The sequence below is a fragment of the Streptomyces sp. NPDC043812 genome (assembly GCF_056436245.1).
This window is the reverse complement of record NZ_JBWKCY010000001.1, coordinates 59081-71724: the sequence shown is the minus strand read 5'-3', so window position 1 is coordinate 71724 and position 12644 is coordinate 59081. Positions and strand designations below refer to the sequence as shown.

Here is a 12644-nt window from a genome sequence, read left to right as displayed (position 1 = left end):
TGTCAGGCGGTCTCGCGGACGGAGCGCGCCAGAATGCGCAGACCTTCGTCCAGCTCGTCGGGAGTGATGGTCAGTGCGGGCAGGAGCTTCACGACCTCGCTCTCCGGACCCGAGGTCTCCAGCAGCAGGCCGAGTTCGAAGGCACGGGCGCAGACCGCGGAGGCGCGCGCCTTGTCCTCGAACTCCATGCCCCACACGAGTCCGCGGCCGCGGAAGCTCACACCCTCGCCGCCCATTTCGTCGACGATGGCGAGCAGCGCGCGCTCGACCTGTTCGCCGCGGGCGAGGGTCTGCTTCTCCATCTGGCCGTCGGCCCAGTAGGTGTTGAGCGCGGCGGCTGCCGTCACGAAGGCCGGGTTGTTGCCGCGGAAGGTGCCGTTGTGCTCGCCCGGCTCCCAGATGTCCAGCTCCGGCTTGAACAGGCACAGCGACATGGGCAGTCCGTAGCCGCTGATGGACTTGGACAGCGTCACGATGTCCGGGACGATGCCGGCCTCCTCGAAGGAGAAGAAGCCGCCGGTGCGGCCGCAGCCCATCTGGATGTCGTCGACGATCAGCAGCATGTCCTGGCGCTCGCACAGCTCCTTGAGCGCGCGCAGCCATTCGGCGCGTGCGACGTTGATGCCGCCCTCGCCCTGCACCGTCTCGACGATCACCGCGGCGGGCTTGTTCAGGCCGGAGCCCTGGTCCTCCAGGAGCCGCTCGAACCACAGGAAGTCCGGGACCTGGCCGTCGAAGTAGTTGTCGAACGGCATCGGCGTGCCGTGCACGAGGGGGATGCCGGCCCCGGCGCGCTTGAACGCGTTGCCGGTGACGGCGAGCGAGCCGAGCGACATGCCGTGGAAGGCGTTGGTGAACGAGACGATCGCCTCGCGCCCCTTCACCTTGCGGGCCAGCTTCAGCGCGGCCTCGACGGCGTTGGTGCCGGTCGGGCCGGGGAACATGACCTTGTACGGCAGATCGCGCGGGCGCAGCACGACGTTCTCGAACGACTCCAGGAAGGCGCGCTTCGCGGCCGTCGCCATGTCCAGGCCGTGGGTGATGCCGTCGCGCTCGATGTAGTCGATCAGCGCCCGTTTCAGGACCGGGTTGTTGTGCCCGTAGTTGAGCGATCCGGCGCCGGCGAAGAAGTCGAGGTAGGTGTGGCCGTCCTCGTCGTGCAGATAGCTGCCCTGTGCGCGGTCGAACACGGCGGGCCAGCCACGGCAGTAGCTGCGCACTTCGGACTCGAGGGTCTGGAAAACGCTCAGGGCGGGCGGGGTGATGGTCACGACAGTCTCCAAGAAGTGGGGGGTCAGGCGGCGAGAGGGCCGATGCGGTAGAGCACTTCCGGCTGGTGGGTTCCCTCGGGGAACAGCCCGCCGTCGAAGAGGACTTCGTGGCTCAACGGCGCCTCGTGGCGCTTGGCGTAGGAGGTGAACAGTCGGTCCGACGCGGTGTTGTCCGGGGTGATGGTCGTCTCGATCTCGCGGACTCCGCGACCGCCGGTGACCTTGGCGGTCAGGGCGTCCAGCAGGACGCCGGCCAGTCCCCGGCCGCGGTGCGCACGGTCGACGGCGACCTGCCAGACGACGAGTGCCTCCGGGCGGTCGGGCCGTACATAGCCGGTGACGAAGGCGATCGGCTCTCCGTCCTGGCCGCGGGCCACGACGGAGGTGGCCGCGAAGTCCCGACACCACAGCAGATAGCTGTACGAGGAGTTGAGGTCCAGGACCTCGGAGTCGCGGGCGATGCGCCAGATCGCGGCTCCGTCCTCTACTCGTGGGGTGTCTATCTCAAGGAACTCCGGGGAGTCGGCAGAATCGGTGAATCCGTCTCGGGCTCGTACAAGGTCTTCCTGTGCGGCGGTCATGCGAATTGAATTTACCGAGCAAATTCAGAGATTGCATCGGGCCAAGGGGTTGGGTGGCGGCCGGTCCTGTGTTATCGCGCGGGCGCGAGCCGCCCTGCATATGACCCGCTGATCGCCCTTGTTTGACCGGATATGAGGGGGCAAAGCAGACTTCATGTGGCGTCGGTCACATGCGGGAAACCGCGTTGACACGTGTACGAATCGCCTACGGAATCTATTCGAATCTCTGCGTTTAGGTCGTGGGATCGGGGGCAGCAGAATGCGGGGAACTGTTCATCCGAATTTACTTACCGCATTCTTTCCGGGCCGTGCTGTGAATTCATGTTCCGTGTGCGTGGGGCGATATTGCCACAGGCGACGAGGGCCGGCTGCGGACGCCGTCCGGCCCTCGCCGGTGCCGCTACCAGCTCGCGCCGGCCGCCCGGCGCGCGCCCTCGAGGTCGACCGGCCTGCCGTGCCCGGCGAGCGCCGAACCGAGCGCCGCCAGCGAGGACTGCACGACACCGCGCGTGGCGTCCACCCCGTAGTGATTGACCCGGATCATCTCCTTGGCCAGGGCGCCACCGCCCGCGATCAGCGGCAGCGAGGGGTCGGCGGCCAGCGCCGCCGCCACCAGCTCGCGCGCGTCGACCCCTTCGGGGGCGCGCAGCGTCGTCGCCACCGGTGCGGCCTCCTCCGCCCGGTGGACATACGGCGCGAGCCCGCCGCCGAGCGCCAGCGCACCGGCACGCGTGGCGGCAGCCGCCGACGCGTGCCGCGCCATCACCGCGTCCAGGCCCTCGGCCTCGATGCGCTCCAGGCACGCCTCGAGCGCCAGCATCTCCAGCTGCGCGGGAGCGTGCAGCAGCGCCTTGCGGCCGCCGTCGATCCAGCGCTCCTGCCAGTCCAGGAGCGACAGGTACGAACGCCGCGGCGCGGCCGGATTGGCCGACATGCGCTCCCATGCCCGCTCGCTCACCGACACCGCGGAGACACCCGCCGGGCCGCCCATCGCCTTCTGGGCGCCGATCACACACAGATCCACGCCCCACGTGTCCGGCAGCAGGGGCTCCGCGCCGACGGAGGCGACCGCGTCCAGCATGAACAGCGCGCCGTGCGCCCTGACCACCTCACCGATCTCCGCGACCGGGTTGGTGTTGCCGGTCGCCGCCTCGGCGTGCACCAGCGAGACGAAGTCGATCTCCGGGTGGGCCGCCAGGGACTCGGCGACCTGCTCCGCCGAAACCGCCGTGTGGAACGGCACTTCGAGGTCGACGACCCGGGCACCGCAGTCACGCAGCCAGTTGCCGAAGGTCTGCCCGTACGGACCCGTCACCACGTTCAGAGCGGTGGAGCCCTCCCGTGCGCCGCCCCTGATGCATCCCTCCAGCGGCAGCAGCGCCTCGCCCTGCATGATCACCACGTCCTGCCCGGTGCCGAGGAGAGCGGCGACCCTGTGCTCGATGGCGGCGAAGTGCGCGGCGGTCAGCGGGGCCAGATCCAGCAGGGGGTGAGTCACGGCGGTGCTCTGCTCTCTTCGGTGTGCGGTCTTCGGCGGTGCGGACTCCGGTCGTTGTCCGGGCTCCCGGCCGAGCCTACCGAGCGCCTCGTACAGTGCCTGACATGAGCGATCACGCGGTGCTGCACGTGAAGGGGCGGGTGCTCGTCGGACCCGACGAGGCGCGCGACGAGGTCTGGGCGGTGGACGGCAGGATCACCTTCGACCGTCCTGACGCCGAGGCCGTCACCGTGCACGGATGGGCACTGCCGGGACTCGTCGACGCCCACTGCCACGTGGGGCTCGACCGCCACGGTGCGGTCGACCCCGCGACCAGTGAGAAGCAGGCGATCACCGACCGGGACGCGGGCACGCTGCTGCTGCGCGACGCCGGGTCGCCGTCCGACACACGGTGGATCGACGACCGGGAGGACCTGCCGAAGATCATCAGAGCCGGCCGGCACATCGCACGCACGCGCCGCTACATCCGCAACTACGCGCACGAGATCGAGCCCGACGACCTGGTCGCCTACGTCGCCCGGGAGGCCCGCCGGAGCGACGGCTGGGTCAAGCTCGTCGGCGACTGGATCGACCGCGACGCGGGGGACCTCACCGCCTGCTGGCCGCGCGGCGCGGTCGAGGCGGCCATCGCCGAGGCGCACCGCCTGGGTGCCCGGGTGACCGCGCACTGCTTCGCGGAGGACTCGCTGCGTGACCTCGTCGAGGCCGGGATCGACTGCATCGAGCACGCCACGGGGCTGACGGAGGACACCATCCCGCTGTTCGCCGAGCGGGGCGTCGCGATCGTCCCCACGCTGGTCAACATCGCCACGTTCCCGGACCTCGCGGCCGGCGGCGAGAGCAGGTTCCCCCGGTGGTCGGCGCATATGCGCAGCCTGCACGCGCGCCGGTACGACACCGTGCGCGCGGCCTACGACGCGGGCATCCCGGTGTTCGTCGGCACCGACGCGGGCGGCTCGCTGGCGCACGGTCTGGTGGCCCAGGAGGTGGCCGAGCTCGTGAAGGCCGGTATTCCGCCTCTGCAGGCCCTGTCGGCGACCGCCTGGGGTGCACGGCAGTGGCTGGGCCGTCCGGGGCTGGAGGAGGGCGCTCCCGCCGATCTGGTGGTGTACGACGAGGATCCGCGGGCCGATGTGCGGGCGCTGGCGGCGCCGCGTCGGGTGATTCTCAACGGGCGGATCATCGGCTGATGCCCTGGGAGGTGGCGTGTTGACCGGGCGTGACCCGGTCCACCGGCCGGTCGTTGAAGAACTCCGCACGCCGGTCGGGAGCGACCGGCGCACCACCCTCGGGGCGCGACACGCGGGCCCAAGGGAACGTCCGTACCTCAAGAATCGAAAATGGGCACGGAAACCCCACGTTGGAGTGAACTCACTTCAGGTGTCTGTCGGTTCACTCTCCGTGCGTAAAGATTCGGGTGTCTTCGCCACCGCCGCCCGTGTCCCCGGGCAGGCCGACGGCGCCATGTCTCTTGTGGGGGTTCCACCATTGTGAACAGCAACACCTTCCGTATGCCCGCACGCGGTTCCGCACGCAGGGCAGCCGCGGCGACGGCCGCCGCCGCAGTGGTCGCCGGCCCCCTCGCGCTCGCCGCCCCGGCCCACGCCACCGGCGGCGAGGGCAAGGCGGGCGCGGTCGTGCTCCGTACCGGCCTCGACGTTGCCCTGCTCAACAAGACCGTCGATGTGCCGCTCACCGCCACGCTCAACGAGGTGCAGGCGCCGGCGAGCGCCGAAAAGACCGCGCTCAGCGTGGAGTTGGACGGTGTCGACAAGGGGCGGCCCGTACAGCTGCTGCGCGCCGACGTGGCCACCGCGAAGGCACACGTCGAGGACGGAAGGGCCGAGGCGCGCAGCAACCTCGTCCGCGCCAGGGTCCATGTCCCCGGGCTGCCCCTGTTGTCCCTCATCGAGGTCGAGAAGGTCACCTCCGAGGCCGTCTGCGAGGCCGGCAAGCAGCCGGTCGCCAAGTCGAACGTGCTCGGACACGTGAAGGTGCTCGGCAAGAAGGTCACGCTGAGCACGGGCGGACCGACGCACGTGAAGGTGCCGGGGGTCGGCGAGGTGACCCTCGACCTGTCGAAGACGCACACCACGACGCGTACGGCCGCTGCCACGGCCCTGCAGCTCGAGGTCTCGGTGAATCCCCTGGAGCTGAACGTCGCCGATGTCACCGGCGAGGTCACCCTCGCCGAGGCGACATGCGAGTCGCCCGACGCACCCGAGAAGCCGGTCGAGAAGCCTGCCGAGGAGCAGCCGAGCACGGCACCGCCCAAGGACGTCGCGGCCCAGTCCGGGCAGGAGCCCGAGGAGAACCTGGCCGAGACCGGCGGCAGTTCGACCACCCCGTACATCGCCGGCAGCGCCGCCCTGCTGCTGGCCGCGGGTGCCGCAGCGATGGTGCTCACGCGGCGCCGCTCGCGCTCCCGGAGTTGATCCGTACCCTGTCGGGCCCCGCCGAGGGGGAGGGGCCCGGCCGGACGGGCGTGCCCGTGGTGGGCTGCCACGGGCGCCGGTCCCGCGTCAGCCCACCATGACCAGGGCCTGGTCGAGCGCCTGAAGGAAACGATTCGTCGTGGCCCGGTCACGTACCGCGAGCCGCAGCCAGTCGCCGTCGAGACCCGGGAACGTGTCCCCTCGCCGGGCCGCGAACCCCAGGGACCGCAGCCGCCCCCGTACCTGCTGCGCATGCCGGATCCGCACGAGCACGAACGGTCCCTCCGCGGGCTCCACGGCCCGCACCTCGTCGAACTCGGCGAGCCCCGCCAGCAGATGCCTCCGGTCCGCCGCGATCCGCCGCGCGGCCTCGGCCGCCTCCGCCAGCGCGTCGCTCCCCATGCATGCCTCCGCCGCGGCGAGGGCCGGTGTGGACACTGGCCACAGCGGCTGCGCCCGCTCCAGCGCGGCGATCGTCTCCTGCTCGGCCAGCACATAGCCGATCCGCAGACCCGCGAGCCCCCACGTCTTGGTGAGGCTGCGCAGCACGACGAGGCCGGGGACGTCCGTGCGGCCCGCAAGCGCCTCCGTCTCGCCGGGCACCGCGTCCATGAACGCCTCGTCCACCACCAGCAGCCGCCCGGGACGGGCAAGTTCGGCGATCTGCGCGGCCGGATGCAGGACCGATGTCGGATTCGTCGGATTGCCGATCACGACCAGATCCGCGGACTCGGGCACGGCCTTGGGATCCAGCCGGAAGCCGTCCTCCTCGCGCAGCAGCACGCGCCCCACCTCGTGGCCCGCGTCCCGCAGCGCCGCCTCCGGCTCCGTGAACTGCGGATGCACGACGACCGGTTGCCGCACCCGCAGAGCACGCGCCAGCAGCACGAACGCCTCCGCGGCCCCCGCCGTCAGCAGCACCCGCTCCACGGGCAGGCCGTGCCGCCGTGCGACAGCGGCCCGAGCCGCCCGGCCGTCCGGATACGCCGCGAGCGAGCCCAGCGAACCGGCGATGCACTCCCGCAGCCAGCCGGGCGGCGTGCCGGTGCGTACGTTGACCGCGAGATCGACCAGGTCCGAGGCACAGTCCCGCATCTCGGCATCGCCGTGGTGGCGCAGATCGTGGCCGCCCGGCGGCCGCTCCGGATACTCGGGCATGCCCCGGTGGTCAGTGCGCGTGTACATGGCTGCCACGCAGCGCCGCAGGAGGGCTGATCACAGGGGTCTCCTCGATGTGTGGGGGGTGGAAGAACGCACGACGGTCATCATGTCTCCTGCCGCCGGATCCCGTCAGGTGCCGGGGACGTCCGCGACGTCCGCCGGGCAATGGCGCATGTCACACCGGCGGGCCGCCCCACGGGGGACGACCTGCGTTTGGGTACGAGCAGCTCGCCGCCACCCGCGAGGGCCGCCGCCTCCGCCACCGAGGGCGTGCCCACCGCCTCCAGCACCGCCGCGGACTCGTTCGCGACGCGGACACCGGCCAGCTCCGCGGCCGTGTACGTCACCAGCGGAACGCCCAACCGCACGGCAGCGGCGACCACCCCCGGCTCCCAGGCCTTCGAGTCGAGCGTGGCGATCTCGACCACGTCCCGCGCCGGCAGGGACGCCTCGCGCAGCACGGAGAGGACCAGCTGCACCACCTCGTCGACCGGAACACCCCGGGACGCGCCGACGCCGACGACAAGGCCCTGTCCGTCCTCGTGGTGGACGTACTCGGGCGCCTGTGACAACTCGGCGTGGTGCCGCGGCCTCCGTTGCGGCCCCGGGACGACCGCCCGGGCAGGTAGCGGCGTACCGGGCGCGCCACCCGGGCCGGTCGGGAGAGGCATCAGCGGTTCCTCGTCGCGGCAACCGGGTGAACGGGCCCGGCCTTGATGTGCGCCGGAGTGGGGCGATCCGCTAGCAAGGGCCCATGGCGGTGTTCGTCGCGCTCGGCGCGTTCCTCATGACGCTGTTCGGCGGCTGGATGGCGCACCGCGTCACCGACCGCCGCCACCTCGTGCTCGGTCTCGCGGGCGGACTCATGCTCGGCGTGGTCGGCCTCGACCTGCTCCCGGAGGCGATCGAGGCGGCGGGCAGGCCGGTGTTCGGCGTCTCGCAGGCCCTGCTTTTGTTCGTCGGCGGCTTCCTCGCGGGGCACATGGTGGAACGGCTGCTGGCCGTGCGGCAGGCGGCGCACGGCGCGGAACGCCGCGTACCGCAGGTGGGCATGACGGCGGCAGCCGCGATGGTCACCCACAGCCTCATGGACGGCATCGCGCTGGGCGCCGCGTTCCAGGTCGGCGGCGGAATGGGCGCGACCGTCGCGCTCGCCGTCATCACGCACGACTTCGCCGACGGCTTCAACACGTACACGATCACCAGCCTGTACGGGAACACTCGCCGCAAGGCGGTCGTCATGCTGATCGCCGACGCACTCGCGCCCGTCGTGGGGGCGGCGTCCACCCTGCTGTTCACCCTTCCCGAGGAACTCCTCGGCAGCTATCTCGGCTTCTTCGGCGGCGCGCTTCTCTACCTGGCCGCCGCCGAGATCCTGCCCGAGGCCCACCACGAACACCCCGCCCGCTCCACGCTGTTGTGCACCGCGGGCGGCGTCGCATTCATCTGGCTGGTGGTCGGCCTCGCCGAATGAGCCGCACGTCCTCATGCCCGGGCCTCCCTACGGCCTGGCGGCCGTGGGCGGGACCTCCGCCCCGCACGAGGCGACGAACCGGGCCGCGACCTCCGGCCGGGCCGCCCAGTGCGTGTGCAGATAGCTGGCGTGCACGCCCTGCTGGACGAAGCCCTCCACCCGCCGCTCCGGACGCACCATGCCCCATGCGGGCACCGGGCCCGCGCCGGGCTCCAGCACCGTGCGATGGAACTCATGGCCACGCATCCGCGTCCCGGCGGCGGCCAGTGGGCTGTCGGCCACCGCAACGGCCTCCCGGTAGCCGAGCGTCAGCCGCCCCGACATCCGTGCTTCGGCATCCAGGACTCCGCACATGGGCTTCCCGTCGAGGGACCGGGCCAGATACAGCAGCCCGGCGCACTCGGCCGCGATCGGCGCCCCCGAGCGGGCCAGTTCGGCGACGGCCTTGCGCAACGACTCGTTCGCGGAGAGCTCGGGCGCGTACATCTCCGGGAATCCGCCGCCGATGACGAGCCCGCGGGTCCCCTCGGGAAGCTGCTCGTCCCGGAGCGGGTCGAAGGTCACCACCTCGGCGCCCGCCGCCTCCAGCAGCTCGACGTGCTCGGCGTACGAGAAGGTGAACGCGGCGCCACCGGCGACGGCCACCACCGGGTGCGCGCGATCGCCCGCCGCGGCCGCGGGGGAACCCCCGGGGAGGGTGGGCGCAACGGGACCACCGGTGCCCAGCCGCTCTGCGAGGCCCGGAGCCCACGGAGCGGCGTCCAACCGCGGCGCACTCCTCGCGAGCGCCAGCAACGCATCCAGGTCGCACCCGGCCCGTACCTGCTCCGCCATCGCCGCGATCGCATCCACCGCCTCGACCCGCCGCTCGGCGACCGGTACGAGCCCAAGATGGCGCGAGGGCGTCGCGACATCGCCCGCCCGCCGCAGCGCTCCCAGCACCGGTACGCCCGAACCGCCCAGCGCCTCCCGCAGCAGATGCTCATGACGGTCGGTGGCGACCTTGTTGAGGATCACGCCCCCGATCCGTACCTCCGGATCCCACGACGCGAACCCGTGCACCAGCGCCGCGACCGACCGCGACTGCGACGACGCGTCCACGACCAGCACCACTGGCGCCCGCAGCAACTTCGCGACCTGGGCGGTCGAGGCCAGCTCGCCCTGATCTGCGGCACCGTCGTACAGCCCCATCACGCCCTCGACGACGGCCAGTTCGCTGCCGCCGGCGCCGTGCGCGAACAGCGGTGCGATCAGCTCCGTACCGCACAGATACGCGTCGAGGTTGCGGCCCGGCCGCCCGGTGGCCAGCGAGTGGTAACCGGGGTCGATGTAGTCCGGTCCCACCTTGTGCGGCGACACCGCCAGACCACGGCCGGCGAATGCGGCCATCAGACCGGTCGCGACCGTGGTCTTGCCCGCGCCCGAGGACGGCGCGGCGATGACGAGACGTGCTACCACTCGATGCCCCGCTGGCCCTTCTGACCCGCGTCCATGGGGTGCTTGACCTTCGACATGTCGGTGACCAGGTCGGCGAAGTCGATCAGCTTCTGCGGCGCGTTGCGGCCGGTGATCACCACATGCTGGGTGCCGGGCCGGGCGCGCAGCACCTCGATCACCTCGTCCGTGTCGATCCACCCCCAGTGCAGCGGGTACGCGAACTCGTCGAGGACGTACAGCTTGTGCGTCTCGGCGGCCAGGTCCCGCTTGACCTGCTCCCAGCCCTCGCGCGCCTTGTCCTCGTTGGACTGCTCGCCCTCGGCGGGGGCACGCTGGATCCACGACCAGCCCTCGCCCATCTTGTGCCAGGCGACGGTGCCGCCCTCACCGCTCGCGCCCAGCACCTTGAGCGCGTTCTCCTCGCCGACCTTCCACTTCGCCGACTTGACGAACTGGAACACGCCGACCGGCCAGCCCTGGTTCCAGGCGCGCAGCGCGAGCCCGAACGCGGCGGTCGACTTGCCCTTGCCGATTCCCGTGTGCACGAACACGAGCGGGCGGTTGCGGCGCTGGCGGGTGGTGAGCCCGTCGTCGGGTACGACGGACGGCTGTCCCTGAGGCATCAGGCGGCCCTTCTGGTGGTTGCGGTGACGTTCCGGACGTCCTTGACGAGGCTGGCGATCGAGTCGGCGCGCAGCTCGTCGAGGGTGACGGCGGTGCCGCCGAGTTCGCCGGCGAGCGTGCCGGCCAGACCGAGCCGGACGTACCCGGACTCGCAGTCGACGACCACCGCGGCGGTGCCTTCGGCGGCGTGCAGGCGTGCGGCGCGCTGCGCGAGGGCGAACGCGTCACCGCCCCCCGACGCCGTCGCGCGGCCGTCCGTGACGACGACCAGCAGCGGGCGGCGCGACGGGTCGCGCAGACGTTCCACGCGCAGCGTGTCGTGTGCCTTCAACAGCCCGGCGGCCAGCGGCGTACGGCCGCCCGTCGGCAGTGATTCGAGACGGGATGCGGCCGCGTCCACAGACGACGTCGGCGGCAGCGCCAGCTCCGCGTCCTTGCCGCGGAAGGTGATCAGCCCGACCTTGTCGCGCCGCTGGTAGGCGTCCAGCAGCAGCGACAGCACCGCCCCCTTGACCGCGCTCATCCGCTGCCGCGCCGCCATCGAGCCCGAGGCGTCGACCACGAACAGCACCAGGTTGCCCTCGCGCCCTTCGCGGACCGCCTGCCGCAGGTCGTCCCGGCGGACGACCAGCCCGCGGCCGTTGCGGCCGCGGGCCCGCTGATGGGGTGCTGCGGCTTGCACGGTCGCGGCCAGGTGCAGTTTGGTGAGCGCCCCGCGCGGCCGCCGTGCTCCGGTCGTACGGCCGTGCTCGGTACGCGCCCGGGACCTGCGCCCCGCCGCGCCCTCGCCGAGACCGGGCACGCTCAGCATCTTCGTACGGAACGGCTCCGAGGCCCGGACGGGCTGCTGCTCGCCGCGTCCGGCCCCTGGCGCGGGCGAGGGAGCCGCCTGCTGCTCGTCCGTGCCGGTGGCCTCGGGCGACGCCTCCGGCCCCTGGTCCTGCGGGGGCACGCCGCCCCCGCCGCCGGGGCCGCCGTCCCCGTCCGGTCCGGGGTCCGGATCAGGGTCCGGATCGGGCTCGTCGCCGCCGAACTCGTCCAGCGTCTCGTCGAGCTTGTCCTCGTCGAGCCCCGGCGCGTCGAACGGATTGCGCCGCCTGCGGTGCGGCAGCGCCAGCAGGGCGGCCTGCCGGACGTCCTCCTCCGCGACCTCGTCCCGCCCGGCCCAGGCGGCCAGCGCGGTGGCCGTCCGCGCCATCACGATGTCGGCGCGCATACCGTCCACCTCGAAGGCCGCACAGGTCGCGGCGATCTGACGGAGCGCCATGTCGCCCAGCAGCACGTTGGGCAGCAGTTCCCGCGCGGCCACGATCCGAGCCCGCAGCGCCGCCTCGTCGTCCGCCCAGCGCGCCGCGAAGGCCGCCGGGTCGTCGTCGTACGCCAGCCTGCGCCGTACGACCTCGACCCGCTGGTCGGGGTCACGGGACGCGGCGACCTCCACCGTCAGCCCGAAGCGGTCGAGCAGCTGCGGCCGCAGCTCGCCCTCTTCGGGGTTCATGGTCCCGACGAGCAGGAAGCGGGACGCGTGCCGTACGGAGACACCCTCACGCTCGACGTACGAGGCACCCATGGCCGCGGCGTCCAGCATCAGGTCGACGAGGTGGTCGTGCAGCAGATTGACCTCGTCGACGTACAGGATCCCGCGGTGCGCGTCCGCGAGCAGCCCCGGCTCGAACGCCTTCACGCCCTCCGCGAGTGCCCGCTCGATGTCGAGCGCGCCGACGAGCCGGTCCTCCGAGGCGCCGACGGGCAGCTCGACCATGGGAGTCGGCCGGCTTGCCACCCCGCCACCCCCGTGGGGTCCGTCGGGGCAGTCGGGGTCGGGAGCGGCCGGGTGACAGGAGAAGCGGCAGCCGGGGACGACGTCCATGGCAGGCAGCAAAGCGGTGAGGCCGCGCACGATCGTCGACTTGGCGGTGCCCTTCTCACCGCGGACGAGCACACCGCCAACCGCCGGACTGACCGCGTTGAGCAGCAGGGCCAGCCGCAGATCGTCCATCCCGACGACCGCGGTGAACGGATAGGGGGTGCTCATCCTTTGATCACTCCTTCGTTGAGGTAGGCCGAGTTCGGCCGCGGCGGTGTTCGAGGCGTGGGGCTCCCGGGCGGAGCCCCGGTGCGGGACGGGGGTATCGCCCACGCCGCCGGGCGCAGGGCGAGGGC

At 72.1% G+C, this 12644-nt stretch carries 11 protein-coding genes; 3 read left to right on the top strand and 8 right to left on the bottom strand.

The window, feature by feature from the left end; genetic code table 11:
- Nucleotides 1–2: 2 nt before the first annotated feature.
- The 3 genes from ectB to AC067Z_RS00360 form a co-directional block, all read right to left on the bottom strand.
- A complete protein-coding gene (gene ectB / locus AC067Z_RS00370) occupies nt 3–1271 on the bottom strand; it encodes a diaminobutyrate--2-oxoglutarate transaminase (protein WP_478787156.1) in 1269 nt (422 codons plus the stop codon).
- A 23-nt stretch (nt 1272–1294) separates the two neighbouring features.
- The gene (ectA, locus tag AC067Z_RS00365) at nt 1295–1852 is read right to left on the bottom strand and encodes a diaminobutyrate acetyltransferase (protein ID WP_478787155.1); all 558 of its coding nucleotides are present in this window, start codon (nt 1850–1852) and stop codon (nt 1295–1297) included.
- 400 nt (nt 1853–2252) lie between these two features.
- Entirely contained in the window at nt 2253–3350 is a 1098-nt protein-coding gene (locus AC067Z_RS00360; protein ID WP_478787154.1) for a pyridoxal-phosphate-dependent aminotransferase family protein, read from the bottom strand.
- Between the two features lie 104 nt (nt 3351–3454).
- On the opposite strand from AC067Z_RS00360, the gene AC067Z_RS00355 reads away from it, so the two are divergent.
- Both AC067Z_RS00355 and AC067Z_RS00350 read left to right on the top strand, forming a co-directional pair.
- The gene (locus AC067Z_RS00355) at nt 3455–4540 is read left to right on the top strand and encodes an amidohydrolase family protein (protein ID WP_478787153.1); all 1086 of its coding nucleotides are present in this window, start codon (nt 3455–3457) and stop codon (nt 4538–4540) included.
- Nucleotides 4541–4840: 300 nt separating this feature from the next.
- Nucleotides 4841–5785 carry an SCO1860 family LAETG-anchored protein gene (locus AC067Z_RS00350; RefSeq protein WP_478787152.1) on the top strand — a complete coding sequence of 315 codons (945 nt, stop codon included), beginning with the start codon at nt 4841–4843 and terminating at the stop codon, nt 5783–5785.
- 87 nt (nt 5786–5872) lie between these two features.
- Here the strand turns inward: AC067Z_RS00350 and cobC are convergent, their stop codons facing one another.
- Both cobC and AC067Z_RS00340 read right to left on the bottom strand, forming a co-directional pair.
- Complete coding sequence (cobC, locus tag AC067Z_RS00345; RefSeq protein ID WP_478787151.1) at nt 5873–6970, bottom strand: Rv2231c family pyridoxal phosphate-dependent protein CobC; 1098 nt, start codon at nt 6968–6970, stop codon at nt 5873–5875.
- 80 nt (nt 6971–7050) lie between these two features.
- The gene (locus AC067Z_RS00340) at nt 7051–7617 is read right to left on the bottom strand and encodes a cobalamin biosynthesis protein (RefSeq protein ID WP_478787150.1); all 567 of its coding nucleotides are present in this window, start codon (nt 7615–7617) and stop codon (nt 7051–7053) included.
- 83 nt (nt 7618–7700) lie between these two features.
- Here AC067Z_RS00340 and AC067Z_RS00335 point away from each other — a divergent pair, with 83 nt between their 5' ends.
- Nucleotides 7701–8420 (top strand): ZIP family metal transporter, encoded by a 720-nt coding sequence (locus AC067Z_RS00335; RefSeq protein ID WP_478787149.1) that lies wholly within the window; start codon nt 7701–7703, stop codon nt 8418–8420.
- 27 nt (nt 8421–8447) lie between these two features.
- Here AC067Z_RS00335 and AC067Z_RS00330 read toward each other — a convergent pair whose 3' ends face one another.
- Genes AC067Z_RS00330 through AC067Z_RS00320 form a run of 3 tightly spaced genes read right to left on the bottom strand, consistent with a single transcriptional unit; the run spans nt 8448 to nt 12516 of the window.
- Nucleotides 8448–9878, bottom strand: coding sequence for a cobyrinate a,c-diamide synthase (locus AC067Z_RS00330; RefSeq protein WP_478787148.1), 1431 nt, complete (start codon nt 9876–9878; stop codon nt 8448–8450).
- The gene (gene cobO / locus AC067Z_RS00325; RefSeq protein ID WP_360045493.1) at nt 9872–10480 is read right to left on the bottom strand and encodes a cob(I)yrinic acid a,c-diamide adenosyltransferase; all 609 of its coding nucleotides are present in this window, start codon (nt 10478–10480) and stop codon (nt 9872–9874) included. Before cobO ends, AC067Z_RS00330 begins: the two co-directional genes overlap by 7 nt.
- The gene (locus tag AC067Z_RS00320; RefSeq protein ID WP_478787147.1) at nt 10480–12516 is read right to left on the bottom strand and encodes a putative cobaltochelatase; all 2037 of its coding nucleotides are present in this window, start codon (nt 12514–12516) and stop codon (nt 10480–10482) included. Before AC067Z_RS00320 ends, cobO begins: the two co-directional genes overlap by 1 nt.
- Nucleotides 12517–12644 lie beyond the last annotated feature (128 nt).